We start from the raw sequence: 21,505 nt of genomic DNA, 5'->3' as shown, positions 1-21,505 counted from the left end.
GGGATGATGTCGATTATGAAGGGACGCGTCCTTGTCGTCGACGACGACACCGCACTGGCCGAGATGCTCGGGATTGTGCTGCGTGGTGAGGGGTTCGAGCCGTCGTTCGTAGCGGACGGCGACAAGGCGCTCACCGCGTTTCGTGAGGCCAAACCGGACCTGGTGCTGCTGGATCTGATGCTGCCCGGCAGGGACGGCATCGAGGTCTGCAGGCTGATCAGGGCCGAATCCGGGGTGCCGATCGTCATGCTGACCGCCAAGAGCGACACGGTCGACGTGGTGGTGGGGCTGGAGTCCGGGGCCGACGACTACATCGTGAAGCCGTTCAAGCCCAAGGAACTGGTCGCCCGGATCCGGGCCCGACTGCGGCGGACCGAGGAACCGGCGCCGGAACAGCTCGCCATCGGGGACCTGGTCATCGACGTGGCCGGGCACTCGGTGAAGCGGGACGGGCAGTCGATCGCGCTCACCCCGCTGGAGTTCGACCTGCTGGTCGCGCTCGCCCGCAAGCCGTGGCAGGTGTTCACCCGGGAGGTGCTGCTGGAGCAGGTGTGGGGGTACCGCCACGCCGCCGACACCCGTCTGGTGAACGTCCACGTCCAGCGGCTGCGTTCCAAGGTGGAGAAGGACCCGGAGCGGCCCGAGATCGTGGTGACCGTCCGAGGGGTCGGGTATAAGGCCGGACCCAGCTGACATGTCTCTGGGCAGCGCTGCTCCGCAGCCCGGGGAGGAGGTCCGCGCCGAGCGGGCCGCCGCCCCGGGGCGCGGCGTGTTCTGGGCCGGGAGCCTGCTGAAGGGCGGTGGGCTGTTCCACGACCGGGCGCCCGGCGGTCCGGTGCCGCGGCTCCTGATGCGCTGGGTGCGGCGCCCGCTGCTGCCCGTCGTACGGCTGTGGCGGCGCAACCTCCAGCTGCGGGTCGTCGCGGGCACGCTGCTCATGTCGCTCGCCGTCGTGCTGCTCCTCGGCATCGTCGTGATCGGGCAGGTGCGCAACGGTCTGCTCGACGCGAAGAGCAAGGCCGCCCAGACCCAGGCCGCCGGCGGCTTCGCCGCGGCCCAGGAGAAGGCGAACGCCCCGCTCGCCCCCGGCGGGCCGGGCACCGACACCTCGGACGGCACGACCCCCAACAACTCCTGGCGGACCGAGCTCGTCGACCAGCTCGCCAGCGGCGGGAAGAACGCCTTCAACGTGGTGGCGCTCAGCGCGGACGAGGGCACCCGCGCGCCGCGCGGCTCGGGCAGCGTGGAGGCGTCGAGCGTCCCGCAGAGCCTGCGCGACGCGGTGAACAAGGGCCCCGGCGCGTTCCAGACGTACTCCCTGATCCGGTACGCGAACGGTCAGGACCCGCAGCCCGGACTCGTCGTCGGCAAACGGCTCTACGACATCGACCACAACCCGTACCAGCTCTACTACCTCTTCCCGCTGACCCAGGAGGAGAAGTCGCTGACACTGGTCAAGGGCACGCTGGCGACGGCGGGGCTGTTCCTCGTCGCGCTGCTCGGGGCCATCTCGTGGTTCGTGGTGCGGCAGGTCGTCACGCCAGTGCGGATGGCGGCGGGAATCGCCGAGCGGCTCTCCGCGGGCCGGCTCCAGGAACGGATGAAGGTCACCGGCGAGGACGACATCGCCCGGCTCGGCGAGGCCTTCAACAAGATGGCGCAGAACCTCCAGCTGAAGATCCAGCAGCTGGAGGAGCTGTCCCGGATGCAGCGGCGCTTCGTCTCCGACGTCTCCCACGAGCTGCGGACACCGCTGACCACCGTGCGCATGGCGGCCGACGTCATCCACGAGGCGCGCAGCGACTTCGACCCGGTGACGGCGCGTTCCGCGGAACTCCTCGGGGACCAGCTCGACCGATTCGAGTCGCTGCTCTCCGATCTGCTGGAGATCAGCCGGTTCGACGCGGGCGCCGCGGCGCTGGAGGCCGAGCCGATAGACCTGCGGCAGGTCGTGCGCCGGGTGATCGGCGGTGCCGAGCCGCTGGCCGAACGCAAGGGCACCCGGATCAGCGTGGTCGGCGACGGGCAGCCGGTGATAGCGGAGGCCGACGCGCGCCGGGTGGAGCGCGTCCTGCGCAACCTGGTCGTCAACGCGGTCGAGCACGGCGAGGGCCGGGACGTCGTGGTGCGGATGGGCGCGGCCGGCGGAGCGGTCGCCGTGGCCGTCCGCGACTACGGGGTGGGGCTCAAGCCCGGCGAGGCGACACGGGTGTTCAACCGCTTCTGGCGGGCCGACCCGGCCCGTGCCCGGACCACCGGCGGCACCGGGCTCGGGCTGTCCATCGCCGTGGAGGACGCCCGGCTGCACGGCGGCTGGCTGCAGGCATGGGGCGAGCCGGGCGGCGGTTCGCAGTTCCGGCTGACCCTGCCGCGCACGGCGGACGAACCGCTGCGCGGCTCCCCGATACCGCTGGAGCCCGAGGACTCCCGGCGCAACCGGGCGAACCGGGAGCGGCCCGTGCCCGGTGAGGGGCACCGGCTGACGGCGGTCCCGGTCCAGCCCGCGGGCAGCGACCGTCCGGCGTTGCCGGGCCTGCCGCGCTCCGCCGCGGCTCCCCGGACGGCGCCGCCGTCGGTGCATCCGGCAGCCCTGCCCGGCAACGGGGCACGGGTGGTCGCCCGGCCCGCCGAGGACCGGACGGGCGGCGGCCCCGGGAGCGGGGGCGGCCCCGGCTCCGCGGCACACGAATCGGAGCGGGGGGACACCCATCGTGGGAACTGACCGCCGTGCGGGCGTCCGCCGACGCGCGCCCGGGCTGTTCGCGCTGCTCGGGTGCGGCGCCCTGCTGCTGACCGCGTGCAGCTCGATGCCCGTCACCGGGGACGTCAGGCCGGTCGGCGGCGGCTCGCAGCCCGGCGACTCCCAGGTGCAGGTGTACGCCGTGGCGCCGCGCGACAACGCCACCCCCAACGAGATCGTCGACGGCTTCCTGGAATCCATGACCAGCGACGACTCGAACTTCATGACGACGCGCAAGTACCTGACGCGGAAGGCGGCGAGCACCTGGAAGCCGAGCGCGTTCACGACGGTGCTCGCCCAGGCGCCCAACCGCAGCGACCGCCCGCTGAATGACAGCGATCCCGGCGTCACGGAGCTCGCCTACACCCTGACCGGCGAGAAGGTGGCGACGGTCGACGGCCAGAGCGCGTATCAGCCGCTCGCGCCCACGGAGTACAACGAGACCCTGCGCCTGGTGCGGGAGAACGGCCCGGGCGGCAAGGAGTGGCGCATCGACGGCGTGCCGGACGGGCTGCTGCTGGGGCAGTCGGACTTCCGACGCCTCTACCGCTCCGTCGACACGTACTACTTCGCCGCCGGGGCCCCGGCGGAGCGGCCGACGCTGGTCGCCGACCCCGTCTACCTGCGCAGCCGTACGGACCCGGTCACCGGCATGGACACCGTGACGCAGGCGGTCCGCAGCCTTCTGGCGGGGCCGACTGACTGGCTGCGCCCGGTGGTCCGCTCCCGTTTCCCGGCCGGTACGACGCTGAAGAAGGACGTCACCTCGCTGACGCTCGACGACCGCAACGTGCTCAAGGTCCCGCTCGGCAAGAAGGCGGACGGCGTCGGCCAGGGGTCCTGCCGCATGATGGCCGCACAGGTCCTGTACACCCTGCGGGATCTGACGTCCGCGCGGATCGAGCAGGTCCAGTTGCTGCGTTCCGACGATTCCCCGCTGTGCGTCCTCGGGGCGGACCAGGCCGAGGAGTTCGCTCCCGACGGTTCGTCGAGCGGGCCGGACAGCCAGTACTTCGTCGACGACAAGGGGCATGTGGAGCGCATTCCCGGCAGCACCAAGGGGAGCGGCGTTCCCGAGCCCGTGTCGGGTCCGTTCGGGAACGGGCCGTGGATGAGCGAGGTCGGCGTGGCCCGGGACGAGCAGTGGGCCGCGGCGGTCTCGCGGGAGGGCTCCTCCCTCTACGTGGCGTCCATCGTCTCGGACGGCGAGCTTCCGCCGCCCCTGGTGACCAGCAGGGCCAAGAAGCAGAGCGACCGACTGTCGGCGCCGAGCTGGGACGGGCGGGGCGACCTCTGGGTGGCCGACCGGGACCCGGCCGGCCCTCGGCTGCTGCGCCTGGTGGGGGGTACGGGCAAGCCGCAGGAGGTCGCCGTGCCGAGCCTGGCCGGTGAGCGGATCGAGTCCCTGCGGATGTCCGCGGACGGGGTGCGCATCGCGCTCCTGGTGACCACCGGGGACAACCGCCGGAGCCTGAAGATCGGCCGGATCGAGCGCCGGGGCACGGGGGAGACGCAGCAGCTGTCGGTGGTGGATCTGCGGCAGGCCGCGCCCCAGCTGACGGACGTCACCGCGATGTCGTGGTCGGGCCGCAGCCGTCTCGTGGTGGTCGGCAAGGAGGAGGGCGGCGTGCAGCAGGTGCGCTATGTGCAGGCGGACGGTTCGACGCCCGCCTCCGGCGTCCTGCCCGGTCTGAACGAGGTGTCCTCGATCGCGGCGGCGGACGACGAGCAGCTGCCTCTGATGGCGGCGACCCGGAACGACGGGATAGTGAAGCTGTCCCCGGGCGACAACTGGCAGACCGTGGTCAAGGACGGCACCTCGCTGGTCTATCCGGGCTGAGCAGGGCGTCGGACGCGGTCGGCGGGGCTGAGGGGCTGGTCCCCCGGACCGCCGCCGTCCCCTGGCCGATGTCGGCTGCCGGGCCGGTCCGGCCGGACCGGCGGTTTTCCACAGGGGTGGCCGGGTGTCCCGGGCCGGGGCACAGTGGAGCCATGCGGGGATGGTGGCGGGAGATCTCCGGACTGGTCCTGCCGGTGTCCTGCGCCGGTTGCGGCACGCCGCGCGTGGAGCTGTGCGAGCGGTGCGGCGCGGAGCTGTGCGGCCGGGCGCCGCGCCGGGCGCGGCCGGCGCCGGAGCCGCCGGGCCTGCCCGTGGTGCACGCCGCGGCCGCGTACGAGGACGCGGTGCGCGCAGTGCTCCTGGCCCACAAGGAGCGCGGGGCGCTGGGCCTGGCCGGGGCGTTGGGCAGGGCGCTGGCCGCCGCCGTACGAGCCGGGGCGGGCCGGGGCACGACGACGGGACGGCCCCGGGAGGTCGGGCCGCTGCTACTGGTGCCCGTGCCGTCGGCGCGGCGGGCCGTGGCGGCGCGGGGGCACGACCCGACGCGGCGGATCGCGCTGGCCGCCGCCGGGGAGCTGCGGCGCGGCGGTGTCGCGGCACGCGTGGTCCCGGTGCTCCGGCAGCGGCGTGCGGTGGCCGACCAGGCGGGGCTGGGCGCCCGGCAGCGGCTGGCGAACCTGGCGGGGGCGCTGGAGGTCGTGCCCGGCGGCGAGCGGCTGCTGGCGGACGGGCGGGCGGTGCTGGTGGACGACCTGATGACGACCGGCGCCTCGCTGGCGGAGGCGGCGCGGGCGCTCGGCGCGGCACGTGGGCACGCGGACGGAACCGCCGAGGACGGGCGGAGCCGGGGGCAGGCGGCCGTCGTCGCAGTATCCCCCTCGGCGTTCGAAATAAACCGGAACTCTCTTTGAACCTGCGTCGTTGCAGGTAGTGAGTAGGTAAATAGACCTGAGCGGAGGTACGCGCGAGTAGCGGGTGCCGAGATCAGGCCGGGCAGGCTATGTTCAGTGGTGAGGAATGGTGAATGCCGGACCTCAATGAATGCACCGCCAGGTTTCGGGCAGGTACTCACCAGTAGCCCAGAAGCGGGAATTCGGTGGGGCGGAGACCTCGCCGATGGGGGAGGAGGTGGAGGACACCGAGTCCGCGGCTCCGGTCGTCACCGGGGCCTGGTGCAAAAGGGAGATGCTCCGCCGTCGAGCGGGGCGATCCGGGAACGGAGTTCTGCGTGGACATCGTCGTCAAGGGCCGCAAGACCGAGGTGCCCGAGCGGTTCCGCAAGCACGTGGCCGAGAAGCTGAAGCTGGACAAGATCCAGAAGTTCGACGGCAAGGTGATCAGCCTTGACGTCGAGGTGTCCAAGGAGCCGAATCCCCGTCAGGCCGACCGTTCCGACCGGGTGGAGATCACGCTGCGCTCGCGTGGTCCGGTCATCCGGGCGGAGGCGGCGGCGGGGGACCCGTACGCGGCGCTGGACCTGGCCACCGGCAAGCTGGAGGCGCGGCTGCGCAAGCAGCACGACAAGCGCTACAGCCGCCGCGGCAACGGCCGGATTCCCGCCGCCGAGGTCGCCGAGGCCGTGCCGGAAGCGGCGTCGTTCAACGGCGAGGGCGAGCTGGTTCCCGGCGAGACGGCTCCGTCCGTACCGACGACCAGGTTCGGTTCCCTGGAGGTGCAGGGCGAGGGCCCGCTGGTGATGCGGGAGAAGACGCACGTCGCCGCACCGATGTCGCTCGACCAGGCGCTCTACGAGATGGAGTTGGTCGGGCACGACTTCTACCTGTTCGTCGACTCCGAGACGAAGGAACCCAGTGTCGTCTACCGGCGGCACGCCTATGACTACGGTGTCATCCACCTGAGGACCGATCCGCTCGCGGCCGACGGCGCAAGTGGCGCGGGCGGTGCGCTCGGCGGCTGACGTCCACCCTCCACCGTGCCCCTGGAGCGCCTGTGCGCCCCCAGGGGCACGCGTGTGCGGGGAGCGGGAACAACGCTTCGGCGGCCGGGCATGAAATCATGTCGTCCCAAGCCAACCGAGGTTCCATGAACCGCCGTTGGCGGACAGTTCGTGAACTTCAGGCCATGGCCTTCAGGGGGAGGAACGATGGCGGACACCTTCGGGCCCGCGCGCGACGCGAACCATGCCGATGCGGCCGCTGCGGACGCGGAGAGCGGTTTCCGCAAGGAGCCGATCCGCGTTCTCGTCGTGGACGACCACGCGCTCTTCCGCAGAGGCCTGGAGATCGTCCTCGCCCAGGAGGAGGACATTCAGGTCGTCGGCGAGGCGGGCGACGGGGCGGAGGCGGTGGACAAGGCGGCCGACCTGCTGCCCGACATCGTGCTGATGGACGTGCGGATGCCCCGCCGCGGCGGCATCGAGGCATGCACCTCGATCAAGGAAGTGGCTCCCAGCGCGAAGATCATCATGCTGACGATCAGCGACGAGGAGGCCGACCTCTACGACGCGATCAAGGCGGGCGCCACCGGTTACCTCCTCAAGGAGATCTCCACCGAAGAGGTGGCCACGGCGATCCGCGCGGTCGCCGACGGGCAGTCCCAGATCAGCCCGTCCATGGCGTCCAAGCTGCTCACCGAGTTCAAGTCGATGATCCAGCGGACGGACGAGCGCAGGCTGGTCCCGGCACCGCGACTCACCGACCGGGAACTGGAAGTCCTGAAACTCGTCGCCACGGGCATGAACAATCGCGATATCGCGAAGGAGCTGTTCATTTCCGAGAACACCGTGAAGAACCACGTCCGCAACATTCTGGAGAAGCTCCAGCTGCACTCCAGGATGGAAGCCGTGGTCTATGCGATGCGGGAGAAGATCCTGGAGATCAGGTGACCGGTCCGGTGCGGGGGCCGACGGCCCGTCGGCCCCCGCACCGGGCGCTGCGGCTCATGCCAGGGCGCGGGCGATCTCCTGGGTGAGCGGCGCGCGCAGCTCCGGGGCGTCGACCCGCTCCAGCCGGACGTCCGTGCACCCGACCCAGGAGGCGGCCTCCACCAGCGCCTCGGCCATGGGCGTCACCGCCTTCCGGCCCGTGAGGGACACCTGGCGGGCGACCAGCGTGGTCCCCTCACGGGCCGGGTCCACGCGGCCCATCAGCCGGCCGCCCGCGAGCAACGGCATCGCGAAGTACCCGTGTATCCGCTTGGCCCTGGGGACGTACGCCTCCAGACGATGGGTGAACCCGAAGATCCGCTCGGTGCGCGCCCGCTCCCAGATCAGGGAGTCGAACGGCGACAGCAGGGTCGTGCGATGACGCCCGCGCGGCTCGGAGGCCAGGGCCGCCGGGTCCGCCCAGGCGGGCTTCGCCCAGCCCCGAACCGTCACCGGTACCAGCCCGGAGTCCGCCACCACCGCGTCGAACTGCTCGCCCCTGAGCCGGTGGTAGTCCGCGATGTCGGCGCGGGTGCCGATGCCGAGGGACCGCCCCGCGAGCGCCACCAGCCGGCGCAGGCACTCCGCGTCGTCCAGATCGTCGTGGAGCACGGCGTCCGGCAGGGCCCGCTCGGCGAGGTCGTACACCCGCTTCCAGCCGCGGCGCTCGGTGCACACCACCTCCCCATACATCAGGGCGCGCTCGACGGCGACCTTCGACTCCGACCAGTCCCACCACTCGCCGCCGTTCTTCGCGCCGCCCAGCTCCGTGGCCGTCAGCGGGCCCTCGGCGCGCAGCTGCTCGATCACCGCCTCGTAGGCGCTCTCCGGCAGGTCGTGGTGCCACTGGGTACGGGAACGGTAGGCGCGGCGGCGGAACGCGAAGTGCGGCCACTCCTCGACGGGTAGGACGCACGCCGCGTGCGACCAGTACTCGAACGTGCGGCCGCCCGACCAGTACGCCTCCTCCACCGCGGGCCGGCCGACCGCGCCGAGGCGCGCGTACGGAATCAGCTCGTGCGAGCGCGCGAGCACCGAGATCGTGTCGAGCTGGACGGAGCCGAGATGCCGCAGCACCCCCGGGACCCCGGCCCTGCGGTTCGGCGCGCCCAGGAAGCCCTGGGCGCGCAGGGCTATCCGGCGCGCCTGGTCGGCGGAGAGTTCGACGGCGGGAGCGGGCACAGACGTCATGCCCCGCACCTTAGAGCCCGGCACCGACAATCGGCCCCGACGCCTCCTCGCCGGGCGTCTCCCCGCCCGGGGCGGCCGGGCGGGGCGGGGAGACGCCCGGCGGCGTGGACGGCGGCCGGTGCCGCGGCGCCGACCGGCCCCGGTCAGCCGCTCGCGGGCAGATAGGTGTGGTTCCCCGGCAGGCCCAGGTCGGACGGGAGCAGCGCGCCGACCCAGGCGTCCCGCCGCACCCCCTTGTTGAGCAGGCCGGACCGCTGCTCGCCCTCCATCCGGAAGCCGCACCGGAGCGCCACGGCGCGCGAGGGGGCGTTGCCGGTCTCGGCCCGCCACTCCAGCCGGTCGCAGCCGAGCTCGGTGAACGCCCAGCGGGCGGCCGCGAGCACCGCCTCCCGCATGTAGCCGCGACCCCGGTGCTCCCGGGCGGTCCAGAACCCCACCTCGTAGGCGCCCGGCAGGGTGCGGCGGCTGATCCCGAGCGCGCCGGTCAGCGTCCCGCCCTCGCGCAGCACCACCGCGAAGTTGTACATGGAGTCGTCGCGCCAGCCGCCCGGGCACAGCTCCCCGGTGAAGAACGCCGCGTCGCCGCGGCCGTACGGGGAGGGCACCACCGTCCAGCGCTGGATGTCCGGATCCTGGCAGGCCGCGTGGACCGGCTCCGTGTCGGCGGGGGTGAAGGGGCGCAGCAGCAGGCGTTCGGTCGTGAGGGTGATCGGCTCCATGGAGGGATTCTGGTGAGCGGGCGGCCGGGAGGCGAACACTTTTCGGACTTCCCGGCACCTTCGGAGCCTCCCGTCCGTTGTCCGGGAGGGGACGGCGCAGCCGACGCGGCGGCAGCCCTCCCGGCGTGACGGGGTCCTCGCTTACGATGGCCGTTGCGGTGGGGCCCGCCTGCCGTGCCCGCGCCAACGTCCACACACGACCCAATGCCAGGCCCGACCGGCAAGGAGACCAGCCTCAGTGTCCGTCTTCAACAAGCTCATGCGTGCAGGCGAAGGCAAGATCCTGCGCAAACTGCACCGCATCGCGGACCAGGTCAGCTCCATCGAAGAGGATTTCATCAACCTCTCCGACGCCGAGCTGCGGGCGCTCACCGACGAGTACAAGGAACGGTACGCGGACGGCGAGAGCCTGGACGACCTGCTCCCCGAGGCGTTCGCGACCGTCCGCGAGGCCGCCAAGCGCGTCCTCGGCCAGCGCCACTACGACGTCCAGATCATGGGCGGCGCGGCCCTGCACCTCGGTTACGTGGCCGAGATGAAGACCGGCGAGGGCAAGACCCTGGTCGGCACCCTGCCCGCGTACCTCAACGCGCTGTCCGGCAAGGGCGTGCACCTGATCACGGTCAACGACTACCTGGCCGAGCGCGACTCCGAGCTGATGGGGCGGGTCCACAAGTTCCTCGGCCTGACCGTCGGCTGCATCGTCGCCAACATGACGCCGGCCCAGCGCCGCGAGCAGTACGCCTGCGACATCACGTACGGCACGAACAACGAGTTCGGCTTCGACTACCTCCGCGACAACATGGCCTGGTCCGCCGACGAGCTCGTCCAGCGCGGCCACAACTTCGCCGTGGTCGACGAGGTCGACTCGATCCTCGTCGACGAGGCCCGTACGCCGCTGATCATCTCCGGCCCGGCCGACCAGGCCACCAAGTGGTACGGCGACTTCGCGAAGCTGGTCACGCGCCTGACCAAGGGCGAGGCGGGCAACCCGCTCAAGGGCATCGAGGAGACCGGCGACTACGAGGTCGACGAGAAGAAGCGGACCGTCGCGATCCATGAGTCCGGCGTGTCGAAGGTCGAGGACTGGCTCGGCATCGAGAACCTCTACGAGTCGGTGAACACCCCCCTCGTCGGGTACCTCAACAACGCCATCAAGGCCAAGGAACTCTTCAAGAAGGACAAGGACTACGTCGTCATCGACGGCGAGGTCATGATCGTCGACGAGCACACCGGCCGTATCCTCGCCGGCCGCCGCTACAACGAGGGCATGCACCAGGCGATCGAGGCGAAGGAAGGGGTGGACATCAAGGACGAGAACCAGACGCTCGCCACGATCACCCTGCAGAACTTCTTCCGCCTCTACAGCAAGCTCTCCGGCATGACCGGCACGGCGATGACCGAGGCCGCCGAGTTCCACCAGATCTACAAGCTCGGCGTGGTGCCGATCCCGACGAACCGGCCGATGGTCCGCCTCGACCAGTCGGACCTGATCTACCGGACCGAGGTCGCGAAGTTCGCCGCCGTCGTCGACGACATCGCCAAGAAGCACGAGAAGGGCCAGCCGATCCTCGTCGGCACCACCTCGGTCGAGAAGTCCGAGTACCTCTCGCAGCAGCTGTCGAAGCGCGGCATCCAGCACGAGGTCCTCAACGCCAAGCAGCACGACCGCGAGGCGATGATCGTCGCCCAGGCCGGACGCAAGGGCGCCGTCACGGTCGCCACGAACATGGCCGGCCGAGGCACCGACATCAAGCTCGGCGGCAACCCCGACGACCTCGCCGAGGCCGAGCTGCGCCAGCGGGGCCTCGACCCGGTCGAGCACGTCGAGGAGTGGGCGGCCGCGCTGCCCGCCGCGATGGAGAAGGCCGAGCAGGCCGTGAAGGCGGAGTTCGAAGAGGTCAAGTCGCTGGGCGGGCTCTACGTCCTGGGCACCGAGCGCCACGAGTCGCGGCGCATCGACAACCAGCTGCGCGGTCGTTCCGGCCGTCAGGGCGACCCGGGCGAGTCCCGCTTCTACCTGTCGCTGGGCGACGACCTCATGCGGCTGTTCAAGGCGCAGATGGTCGAGCGCGTCATGTCGATGGCCAACGTGCCGGACAACGTGCCGATCGAGAACAAGATGGTGACGCGGGCCATCGCGTCCGCCCAGTCGCAGGTCGAGCAGCAGAACTTCGAGACGCGCAAGAACGTCCTGAAGTACGACGAGGTGCTCAACCGCCAGCGCGAGGTCATCTACGGCGAGCGCCGCCGGGTCCTGGAGGGCGAGGATCTGCAGGAGCAGATCACGCACTTCATGGACGACACGATCGACGACTACATCCGCCAGGAGACCGCCGAGGGCTTCGCGGAGGAGTGGGACCTGGACCGGCTGTGGGGCGCGTTCAAGCAGCTCTACCCGGTGAAGGTCACGATCGAGGACCTGGAGGACGCGGCCGGCGACCGGGCCGGGATCACCGCCGAGTTCATCGGCGAGTCCATCAAGGACGACATCCACGAGCAGTACGAAGCGCGTGAGAAGCAGCTGGGCTCGGACATCATGCGCGAGCTGGAGCGTCGCGTGGTGCTGTCCGTGCTGGACCGCAAGTGGCGCGAGCACCTCTACGAGATGGACTACCTCCAGGAGGGCATCGGCCTGCGCGCCATGGCGCAGAAGGACCCGCTGGTCGAGTACCAGCGCGAGGGCTTCGACATGTTCAACGCCATGATGGAGGGCATCAAAGAGGAGTCCGTCGGCTACCTGTTCAACCTGGAGGTCCAGGTCGAGCAGCACGTCGAGGAGGTTCCGGTGCAGGAGGAGGCCGAGCGGCCCTCCCTCGCCAAGGAGGACCTCGTCCCGGCGGCGCGTCCGGAGATCCGGGCCAAGGGGCTCGACGCCCCGCAGCGCCCCGACCGGCTGCACTTCTCCGCCCCCACGGTGGACGGCGAGGGCGGGGTCGTCGAGGGCGACTTCTCCAACGGCGACGGCGCGGCCGCCCCGTCCGGGGCCTCCGACGGGATGACGCGCGCGGAGCGGCGCAAGGCGCAGAAGAGCGGGGGCGGCCGCCGCCGCAAGAAGTAGGCGGGCGACCCCTGACGCGAGGCCCGGCGGCCGACGCCGCCGGGACCGGGCCGGGGCCGGGCATCCCTCATGGGTGCCCGGCCCCGGCCCGCTCGCTTTCGCGGGGCCCGGCTGTTTCCGTGGCTCCTTTGCTTTCGCGGTCCGGTCGCCTTCGTGGCCCAGCCGCCTTCGCGGCCCGGCTGATTCCGTGGTCCGGCCGCTTCCGGCCTCGGGCCCTGACCCGGCTTCGGGGCGGGGCCGCCGTTCTCTGTTCCGGGTTTCCGTGACCAGGGCCGCCGTCCTTCGCCCCGGCTTCCGCAGCGGGTCCGCCGTCCTTTGCCCCGGCTTCCGCAGCGGGTCCGCCGTCCTTTGCCCCGGCTTCCGCAGCGGGGCCGCCGTCCTCCGTCCCGGTTACGGCCCGCTTTCCGCCGTGGTCACGGCTTGTCCGACACGCCCGAACGTTGCCGTCTCTTCCTCTTCCCGGTGCCGGTATCGGCACCGGGCCCGGAGGCCTGAGACGGCGGGGACGGGGCCACAGGGCGCGGCGGGTCCTGATCGGCCCGCGCGGTGTCCGCCCGGCCGCTCCGAAGCGGGGCCCGGGCGGACCCGGCCGCTCCGAGGGGCCCCGGCCGCTCCCAGGGGCCCTGGCCGCTCCGGAGGGGACGTACAGGCGGAGCACGTCCCTGCCGTCCCTGCCGTCCCTCCGGGGCGGAGACGGCCCCGCGAGCCGCAGGAGCGGCCCAGGTGCCCCGTGCGGCCGCCGGGCTCCGGGGCCGGCCCCCGAGCGGCTCCCCGGCGTGGTGCTTCCGGAGCGGGGCCCGGGAGCGCCCGCGGTGCGGGGCCGCTCATCGGGCCGGGGCCATGGGCTGGTGTTCGTCGCCCAGTTCCACCGCTGCGCAGCGCCAGCGCAGGTCCCTGCCCTGTTCCAGGCGGAAGGCGATGGCCCGTACCCGGTCGCCCGCCGCGATGCTGGCGCACGCCTCCACCACGCCCGGAACGGGCTGCGCGCCGTGGCACATGCGGATCACGGGGCGGGCGCCGCGGGATCCGAGCGGGGTGCGGGGCGCCAGTTCGGCCAGTTGGTCGTACGCCTCGCCGATGGTGTGCCCGAGCATCCAGTGCACCGGACGCTGGCCGCTGAGCACGGCCACGAGGCGTTCGGCGAACCAGTGATGCGGGCGGACGCGCCGCGGCGTCCTCGTGCGCTGCGCCGGTACGGCTTCGGGCCTGCGCCGGTCGTGCCGTCCGGCGGGCCGGGTCCTGTTCGTGCTCAACATGTGCTGCCCCCGTGCTTCATGTACTGCCCCCGTGCTTCAGACGGCCCGGCGAATACCGGGCAGTAACTTCTGACGGGGATCTTCTACGGGGGCGGGCGGGCTCTCGCAAGCGCCCGTGTGGCGTGGGACACGTCGGGGCGGATCACCTGTCCGGGTGACGCGGGCGGCGTCGCACGGGCTGTGAGGCGGCCGAACGGGGCCGCGAGGCGGCGGCGGGCGGGGCGGGGCGGGCCCGGTGGGCGTAGCTCCAAAGGGGGAAGCCCGCACGTATCCTGGGGGACGTTCCGACTACGAAAGCGGCCAGCCATGCGCGTGTACGTCCCTCTGACCCTCTCCGGTCTCGCAGCGGCGCACCGGGCGGGCGAGATCGGTCCCGGCCCGCTGACTGCCTACGCGGTGACCCCCGGACTGCGCGAGTGGTACGTCTCCGACGACATCGAGGAGCTGGAGTACGCGGCCCTCAACCGGGCCGCCGCCGCCTCGCTGCGGCTGATCGCCGGGAACCCGGACGCCGTCCGCCGGCGGGTCGTCGTCGCCGTCGACGTGCCGGACGGCGCGGCCGTGGCCGACCCGGACCGCAGCCTCGACGCCTCGTCGCTGGGCGAGGTGCGGATCGCGTCCGCCGTCCCGCTGACCGACGCCGCCTCCGTGCACGTCGACGGGGACGAGGCGGGGAAGGACGTCGGCGCGGCCGCGGCGGCGCTGGGCGCGGCGGACCTCGGGGACGACGACGCCCAGTTCACCGTGGACGGCGCAGAGGACCACGAGCTGCTGTGGTTCGGCATCCAGGAGATCCCGAACCTGATCGGCTGACCGGTTGATCGGCTGAGAGCGGGCGGACGGGGGCCGGCCCAGGGGGCGGTCCCGGAGCGCCCCGCCGTGCCGCCGTCCCGCCCGGCGTTCCGTGCCGCCCCGGGCGTCTCATGCGTCGCCCACGCCCCGACCGTGGCCGTTCCGGCGTGGGCTGTCGGACCCGGGAGGTACTTTCTAGGGCATGGGGACGCACGGGAAGCACCGCACACATCTGGTCTGGGACTGGAACGGCACTCTGCTCGACGACACCGCCGCGGTGATCGGGGCGACGAACGCGGCATTCGGCGAGGTCGGCCTGGAGCCGATCACGCTGGAGCAGTACCGCGAGATGTACTGCATCCCGATACCCCGCTTCTACGAACGGCTGATGGGCCGGGTGCCCACGGACGCCGAGTGGGAGCGGATGGACGTGATCTTCCACCGGCACTACACCGAACAGCGGGCCGCCTGCGGGCTCACGGCGGGCGCCGAGGAGCTGCTCGCGCAGTGGCGGCTGGCCGGCGGGAGCCAGTCACTGCTGAGCATGTACGGACACGAGCAGCTGGTCCCCGTGGTGCGGGGGTACGGCATCGAGCCCCACTTTCTGCGGGTCGACGGGCGCACCGGCCCGTCCGGCGGCAGCAAGGCGCGCCACATGGAGCGGCACTTCGCCGCGCTGGGCGGCATATCGCCGGAGCGCACGGTGGTCATCGGCGACGCCGTGGACGACGCCGTGGCCGCGGACCATGTCGGCGCGAAGGCCGTGCTCTACACCGGGGGGTCGCACAGCAGGGCCAGCCTGGAGGCCGCCGGGGTGCCGGTGGTCGACAGCCTGGCCGAGGCCGCGGACCTGGCCACGACGATGACCGCGTGACCTGCGGCCGTCAGTCGGTCACCGGGGCCTTCGTGCGCAGCACCTTCAGGAATTCGCGCATCCACGCCGAGTGGTCCGGCCAGGCGCGGGACGAGACCAGCGTGCCGTCCACCACCGCCTCGTGGTCCTGGAAGTCGGCGCCCGCTGCCTGCATGTCCAGCTCCAGCGCGGGATAGGCGGTGACGTGCCGGCCGGCCAGCGCGCCGACCGCCGCCGTCATCAGCGGGCCGTGGCAGATCTGGGCGACCGGCCGGTCCGAGTCGAAGAACGCCTTGAGGATCTTGCGCAGCTCCGGGTCGTTGCGCAGATACTCCGGGGCCCGGCCGCCCGGCACGACGAGGGCCGCGTAGTCCGCCGGGGCGACCTCGGCGAAGGCGAGATCGGCCGGCCAGGTGTAGCCGGGCTTCTCCGTGTACGTGTCGAAGCCGGGCTCGAAGTCGTGGACCACGAAGCGGAGCGTCTTGCGGGCCGGGGCGGCGATGTGGACGTCGTAGCCCTCCTCCCGCAGCCGCTGATAGGGATAGAGCACTTCCAGCGACTCGGCGGCGTCGCCGGTGACGATCAGGATCTTCGGTGCCATGGCGGGGCTCCCACGGGTCTCGGCCTGTTCCGTCTACCAGAGTGCGGCAGCTCGGGCCGCCGCGCTGTCCAGAGTGTCAAACTTTCCGACCATCTTTTGTACACAAGCGGCTCGTGACGGTCATGGGGGCGGGCGAGATAGCCTGGACCCCGTGATCAGCGCGATACGCCTCGGGGACAGCGGAGCCCCCGGCCTGCGCCCGGAGTGCCAGGAGAGCACCCGGGCCGCGACTGATTCGTCTCACCCGGGCCGACTGTCAAAAATTCCTGATACGGCCCCGGAAATCCCTCATGGCGGCATAGCGTCGACTCGGAACGGAAAAGCCGTGTCGTGGCGGTACGCCGCTGTTTACACCTACGTCACGCAATGGCGCGCGACAGGAGCCAGAGGACATGCAGACCAAGCTGGACGAAGCCAAGGCCGAGCTGCTCGCACGGGCCGCCAAGGTAGCTGACAACAGCCCGGGCGGTGGTGTCGGCGGCCCGGGCGGTACCCCGCGGATGAGCGTCGCCGCCGGGGCCGACGTCACCGCGGCCCGGCAGGGGCGTCCCGGACAGGACGCGATCCTCTCCTACCTCCAGCGCTACTACCTGCACACCGCCCCGGAGGACATCTCGGGCCGCGACCCGGTCGACGTCTTCGGCGCCGCCTCCTCCCACTACCGGCTCGCGGAGATCCGCCCGCAGGGCACCGCGAACGTGCGGGTGCACACCCCGACCGTCGAGGAGAACGGCTGGACGTGCAGCCACTCCGTCGTCGAGGTCGTCACCGACGACATGCCGTTCCTGGTCGACTCCGTCACCAACGAGCTGTCCCGCCAGGGCCGCGGCATCCACGTCGTGATCCACCCGCAGGTCGTCGTGCGCCGCGACGTCACCGGCAAGCTCATCGAGGTCCTCGCCGAGGGCAACGGTCTGCCGACCACCCCGCAGGACCGCAAGGACGCCAAGGGCGTCAAGGCCGCGAAGACGGCCAAGGGCGCGAAGGGCGTCAGGAGCGGCAAGGGCGCCGCCACCGGCACGGAGCTTCCGCACGACGCGCTCGTCGAGTCCTGGATCCACGTCGAGATCGACCGCGAGACCGACCGCTCCGACCTCCAGCAGATCGCCACCGACCTGCTGCGGGTGCTCTCCGACGTGCGCGAGGCCGTCGAGGACTGGGAGAAGATGCGCGACACGGCGCTGCGCATCGCCGACGACCTGCCCGGCGAGCCGCTCGACGGCCTCCCCGACGACGAGGTGAACGAGGCCAGGGAGCTGCTGCGCTGGCTCGCCGCCGACCACTTCACCTTCCTCGGCTACCGCGAGTACGAGCTCAAGGAGACCGACGCCCTGGCCGCCGTCCCCGGCACCGGCCTCGGCATCCTGCGCTCCGACCCGCACCACAGCGTCGACGAGGCCCACCCGGTCAGCCCGTCCTTCGACCGGCTGCCCGCCGACGCCCGGGCCAAGGCCCGTGAGCACCGGCTCCTCGTCCTCACCAAGGCCAACAGCCGGGCGACCGTCCACCGGCCCAGCTACCTCGACTACGTCGGCGTGAAGAAGTTCGACGCCGACGGCAACGTCATCGGCGAGCGCCGCTTCCTCGGCCTGTTCTCGTCCGCCGCCTACACCGAGTCCGTGCGCCGGGTGCCCGTCATCCGCCGCAAGGTCGCCGAGGTGCTGGACGGCGCGGGCTTCTCGCCCAACAGCCACGACGGCCGCGACCTGCTCCAGATCATGGAGACGTACCCGCGCGACGAGCTGTTCCAGACGCCCGTCGATCAGCTGCGCTCCGTCGTCACCTCCGTGCTGTACCTCCAGGAGCGCCGCCGGCTGCGGCTCTACCTGCGTCAGGACGAGTACCGGCGCTACTACTCCGCGATCGTGTACCTGCCGCGCGACCGCTACACCACCGGGGTGCGGCTGCGCCTGATCGACATCCTCAAGGAGGAGCTGGGCGGCACCAGCGTCGACTTCACCGCCTGGAACACCGAGTCGATCCTCTCCCGGCTGCACTTCGTCGTCCGGGTCGCCCCCGGCACCGAGCTGCCCGACCTCACCGACGCCGAGGCCGACCGCATCGAGGCCCGGCTGGTCGAGGCCGCCCGCTCCTGGGCCGACGGCTTCCAGGAAGCCCTCACCGCCGAGTGCGGCGAGGAGCGCGCCGCCGAGCTGCTGCGCCAGTACGGCCACTCGTTCGCCGAGGGCTACAAGGCCGACCACTCGCCGCGCTCGGCGGTCGCCGACCTCCTCCACCTCGAAGCGCTGAAGAAGGACGAGAAGGACTTCGCCCTCAGCCTGTACGAGCCGGTCGGCGCCGGCCCCGGCGAGCGCCGCTTCAAGATCTACCGGACCGGCGAGCAGGTCTCGCTGTCCGCGGTCCTCCCCGCCCTGCAACGGCTCGGCGTCGAGGTCGTCGACGAGCGCCCGTACGAGCTGCGCTGCGCGGACCGCACCCACGCCTGGATCTACGACTTCGGTCTGCGGATGCCGGAGACCAACGGCACCGGCGCCTACCTCGCCGACGACGCCCGCGACCGGTTCCAGGACGCCTTCGCCGCCGTGTGGACCGGCGCCGCCGAGAACGACGGCTTCAACGCGCTGGTGCTCGGCGCCGGACTGACCTGGCGCCAGGCCATGGTGCTGCGCGCCTACGCGAAGTACCTGCGCCAGGCCGGTTCGACCTTCAGCCAGGACTACATGGAGAGCACTCTCCGCAACAACGTCCACACCACCCGGCTGCTGGTCTCCCTCTTCGAGGCCCGGATGTCCCCGGAGCGGCAGAGCGCCGGCACCGAGCTCACCGACGGGCTGCTGGAGGAGCTGGACGGGGCCCTGGACCAGGTGGCCTCGCTCGACGAGGACCGGATCCTGCGGTCCTTCCTCACCGTCATCAAGGCCACCCTGCGCACCAACTTCTTCCAGAAGGGCGCCGACGGCCGGCCGCACGGCTACGTCTCGATGAAGTTCGACCCGCAGTCCATCCCGGACCTGCCGGCGCCCCGCCCGGCGTTCGAGATCTGGGTCTACTCGCCGCGCGTCGAGGGCGTGCACCTGCGCTTCGGCAAGGTCGCCCGAGGCGGTCTGCGCTGGTCGGACCGGCGGGAGGACTTCCGTACCGAGATCCTCGGCCTGGTCAAGGCGCAGATGGTGAAGAACACCGTCATCGTGCCGGTCGGCGCCAAGGGCGGCTTCGTCGCCAAGCGGCTCCCGGACCCGTCCGTCGACCGCGACGCCTGGATGGCCGAGGGCGTCGCCTCCTACCGCACCTTCATCTCGGCGCTGCTCGACATCACCGACAACATGGTGGCCGGCGAGGTCGTGCCGCCGGAGGGCGTCGTCCGGCACGACGAGGACGACACGTACCTGGTCGTCGCCGCCGACAAGGGCACCGCGAAGTTCTCCGACATCGCCAACGAGGTCGCCGTCGGCTACGGCTTCTGGCTCGGCGACGCGTTCGCCTCCGGAGGCTCCGCCGGTTACGACCACAAGGGCATGGGCATCACCGCCCGGGGCGCCTGGGAGTCCGTCAAGCGGCACTTCCGGGAGCTCGGCCACGACACCCAGACCCAGGACTTCACCGTCGTCGGCGTCGGCGACATGTCCGGTGACGTGTTCGGCAACGGGATGCTGCTCTCCGAGCACATCCGGCTCGTGGCCGCCTTCGACCACCGGCACATCTTCCTCGACCCGAAGCCGGACGCCGCCGCCTCGTACGCGGAGCGGCGCCGCCTCTTCGACCTGCCGCGCAGCTCCTGGGCCGACTACGACAAGGACCTGCTCTCCGCGGGCGGCGGCGTCCACCCGCGCACCGCCAAGTCCGTCCCGATCAACGCGCACGTCCGCGAGGCGCTCGGCATCGAACGCGGCGTCACCAAGATGACGCCCAACGAGCTGATGCAGGCCATCCTCAAGGCCCCCGTGGACCTGGTGTGGAACGGCGGCATCGGCACGTACATCAAGTCGTCCGCCGAGTCCAACGCGGACGTCGGCGACAAGGGCAACGACGCGATCCGGGTCGACGGCCGGGACCTGCGGGCCAAGGTCGTCGGCGAGGGCGGCAACCTCGGCGCCACCCAGCTCGGCCGGATCGAGTTCGCCCGCGGCGGCGGCAAGATCAACACCGATGCGATCGACAACAGCGCCGGTGTGGACACCTCCGACCACGAGGTGAACATCAAGATTCTGCTCAACGGCCTGGTCCGGGACGGCGACATGACGGTCAAGCAGCGCAACAAGCTGCTGGCCGACATGACCGACGAGATCGGCCGCCTGGTCCTGCGCAACAACTACGCGCAGAACGTGGCGCTCGCCAACGCCACCTCCGAGTCGGCCTCCCTGCTCCACGCCCACCAGCGCTTCATGCGCCGGCTGGGCCGCGAGGGGGACCTGGACCGCGGTCTGGAGTTCCTGCCCAGCGACCGGCAGATCCGGGAACTGCTGAACGGCGGCAAGGGGCTGAGCCAGCCGGAGCTGGCCGTGCTGCTCGCCTACACCAAGATCACGGCGGCCCGGGACCTGATCCGCACCAGCCTGCCGGACGACCCGCACCTCCAGCAGCTGCTGCACGCCTACTTCCCGAGCAAGCTGCGCGAGCAGTTCCCCGAGGCGGTCGACGGGCACGCGCTGCGTCGCGAGATCATCACCACGGTGCTGGTCAACGACACCGTCAACACCGGTGGTTCGAGCTTCCTGCACCGGTTCCGCGAGGAGACCGGGGCGTCCATCGAGGAGATCGTGCGGGCGCAGTTCGCGGCCCGTGAGATCTTCGGCCTGGGCCAGGTGTGGGACGCCGTCGAGGCGCTCGACAACGAGGTCCCCGCCGCCGTGCAGACCCGGATCCGGCTGCACTCGCGCCGGCTCGTCGAGCGCGGCACGCGCTGGCTGCTCGGCAACCGGCCGCAGCCGCTGGCCATCGCCGAGACGGTCGACTTCTTCAGGGCGGGCGTCGAGCAGGTCCGGGGCGGGCTCCCGAAGATGCTGCAGGGCGCCGACCTGGAGTGGTACCAGTCGATCCTGGACGACCTCACCGAGGCCGGCGTCCCGGACGAGCTCGCGCAGCGGGTCGCCGGATTCTCCTCCGCCTTCCCGGCGCTGGACGTCGTGGCGATCGCGGAGCGCACCGGCAAGGAACCGCTGGCCGTCGCCGAGGTGTACTACGACCTCGCGGACCGGCTGGGCATCACCCAGCTGATGGACCGGATCATCGAGCTGCCGCGGGCCGACCGCTGGCAGTCCATGGCCCGCGCCTCCATCCGCGAGGACCTGTACGCGGCGCACGCCGCGCTCACCGCGGACGTCCTGTCCGTGGGCAACGGGGCCTCGACGCCCCAGGAGCGGTTCGAGACGTGGGAGGAGACGAACGCGGCGGTCCTCACCCGGTCGCGCTCCACCCTGGAGGAGATCCGGAGCTCGGACTCGTTCGACCTGGCGAACCTGTCGGTGGCCATGCGGACGATGCGAACGCTGCTGCGCACGCACGCGTAGGGGTGTACCGAATCGCTCGACGGGGCGGGGCGGTCACCGGTTCTCCGGTGGCCGCCCCGCCCCTTTCCTCGCCCGCCCTCTCACCGCGCGGGAGGCGGGG

The 21,505-nt window shown here is 71.8% G+C and carries 14 protein-coding genes; 10 read left to right on the top strand and 4 right to left on the bottom strand.

Annotation, left to right across the window (positions count from 1 at the left end):
* Window positions 1–3: 3 nt before the first annotated feature.
* The 6 genes from mtrA (at window position 4) to WA762_RS27115 (ending at window position 7,425) form a co-directional block, all read left to right on the top strand.
* Window positions 4–693 (top strand): two-component system response regulator MtrA, encoded by a 690-nt coding sequence (mtrA, locus tag WA762_RS27140; protein WP_335939101.1) that lies wholly within the window; start codon window positions 4–6, stop codon window positions 691–693.
* 1 nt (window position 694) lies between these two features.
* Window positions 695–2,722: an MtrAB system histidine kinase MtrB gene (mtrB, locus tag WA762_RS27135; protein ID WP_335939100.1), complete on the top strand. Its 2,028-nt coding sequence runs from the start codon at window positions 695–697 to the stop codon at window positions 2,720–2,722.
* Window positions 2,712–4,580 carry an LpqB family beta-propeller domain-containing protein gene (locus tag WA762_RS27130; RefSeq protein ID WP_472911611.1) on the top strand — a complete coding sequence of 623 codons (1,869 nt, stop codon included), beginning with the start codon at window positions 2,712–2,714 and terminating at the stop codon, window positions 4,578–4,580. Before mtrB ends, WA762_RS27130 begins: the two co-directional genes overlap by 11 nt.
* Window positions 4,581–4,732: 152 nt before the next feature.
* Window positions 4,733–5,491: a ComF family protein gene (locus WA762_RS27125; protein WP_335939099.1), complete on the top strand. Its 759-nt coding sequence runs from the start codon at window positions 4,733–4,735 to the stop codon at window positions 5,489–5,491.
* A 317-nt stretch (window positions 5,492–5,808) separates the two neighbouring features.
* Window positions 5,809–6,498 (top strand): ribosome hibernation-promoting factor, HPF/YfiA family, encoded by a 690-nt coding sequence (hpf, locus tag WA762_RS27120; RefSeq protein WP_335939098.1) that lies wholly within the window; start codon window positions 5,809–5,811, stop codon window positions 6,496–6,498.
* A gap of 186 nt (window positions 6,499–6,684) precedes the next feature.
* Entirely contained in the window at window positions 6,685–7,425 is a 741-nt protein-coding gene (locus WA762_RS27115; protein WP_335939097.1) for a response regulator transcription factor, read from the top strand.
* A gap of 54 nt (window positions 7,426–7,479) precedes the next feature.
* Here WA762_RS27115 and WA762_RS27110 read toward each other — a convergent pair whose 3' ends face one another.
* Together WA762_RS27110 and WA762_RS27105 are read right to left on the bottom strand one after the other, a co-directional pair.
* On the bottom strand, window positions 7,480–8,655 hold the full coding sequence (locus WA762_RS27110; protein ID WP_335939095.1) for a winged helix-turn-helix domain-containing protein: 1,176 nt from the start codon (window positions 8,653–8,655) through the stop codon (window positions 7,480–7,482).
* 143 nt (window positions 8,656–8,798) lie between these two features.
* Entirely contained in the window at window positions 8,799–9,374 is a 576-nt protein-coding gene (locus WA762_RS27105; RefSeq protein ID WP_335939093.1) for a GNAT family N-acetyltransferase, read from the bottom strand.
* Window positions 9,375–9,612: 238 nt separating this feature from the next.
* On the opposite strand from WA762_RS27105, the gene secA reads away from it, so the two are divergent.
* A complete protein-coding gene (secA, locus tag WA762_RS27100) occupies window positions 9,613–12,435 on the top strand; it encodes a preprotein translocase subunit SecA (protein WP_335939092.1) in 2,823 nt (940 codons plus the stop codon).
* An 824-nt stretch (window positions 12,436–13,259) separates the two neighbouring features.
* On the opposite strand, the gene WA762_RS27095 is transcribed toward secA, so the two are convergent.
* Window positions 13,260–13,688 carry an Rv3235 family protein gene (locus WA762_RS27095; RefSeq protein WP_335939111.1) on the bottom strand — a complete coding sequence of 143 codons (429 nt, stop codon included), beginning with the start codon at window positions 13,686–13,688 and terminating at the stop codon, window positions 13,260–13,262.
* A gap of 309 nt (window positions 13,689–13,997) precedes the next feature.
* On the opposite strand from WA762_RS27095, the gene WA762_RS27090 reads away from it, so the two are divergent.
* Together WA762_RS27090 and WA762_RS27085 are read left to right on the top strand one after the other, a co-directional pair.
* Window positions 13,998–14,504 carry a DUF6912 family protein gene (locus tag WA762_RS27090; RefSeq protein ID WP_335939091.1) on the top strand — a complete coding sequence of 169 codons (507 nt, stop codon included), beginning with the start codon at window positions 13,998–14,000 and terminating at the stop codon, window positions 14,502–14,504.
* A gap of 181 nt (window positions 14,505–14,685) precedes the next feature.
* Entirely contained in the window at window positions 14,686–15,357 is a 672-nt protein-coding gene (locus WA762_RS27085; RefSeq protein ID WP_335939090.1) for an HAD family hydrolase, read from the top strand.
* A 10-nt stretch (window positions 15,358–15,367) separates the two neighbouring features.
* Here the strand turns inward: WA762_RS27085 and WA762_RS27080 are convergent, their stop codons facing one another.
* Window positions 15,368–15,937, bottom strand: a complete 570-nt coding sequence (locus tag WA762_RS27080) for a DJ-1/PfpI family protein (protein WP_335939089.1) — start codon at window positions 15,935–15,937, stop codon at window positions 15,368–15,370.
* Between the two features lie 392 nt (window positions 15,938–16,329).
* Here WA762_RS27080 and WA762_RS27075 point away from each other — a divergent pair, with 392 nt between their 5' ends.
* Window positions 16,330–21,405: an NAD-glutamate dehydrogenase gene (locus WA762_RS27075; protein WP_335939088.1), complete on the top strand. Its 5,076-nt coding sequence runs from the start codon at window positions 16,330–16,332 to the stop codon at window positions 21,403–21,405.
* Window positions 21,406–21,505: the final 100 nt, after the last annotated feature.

It is taken from the genome of Streptomyces tyrfis, from assembly GCF_037034285.1.
GTDB lineage: Bacteria > Actinomycetota > Actinomycetes > Streptomycetales > Streptomycetaceae > Streptomyces.
This window is presented reverse-complemented; position numbering and strand designations above follow the sequence as displayed.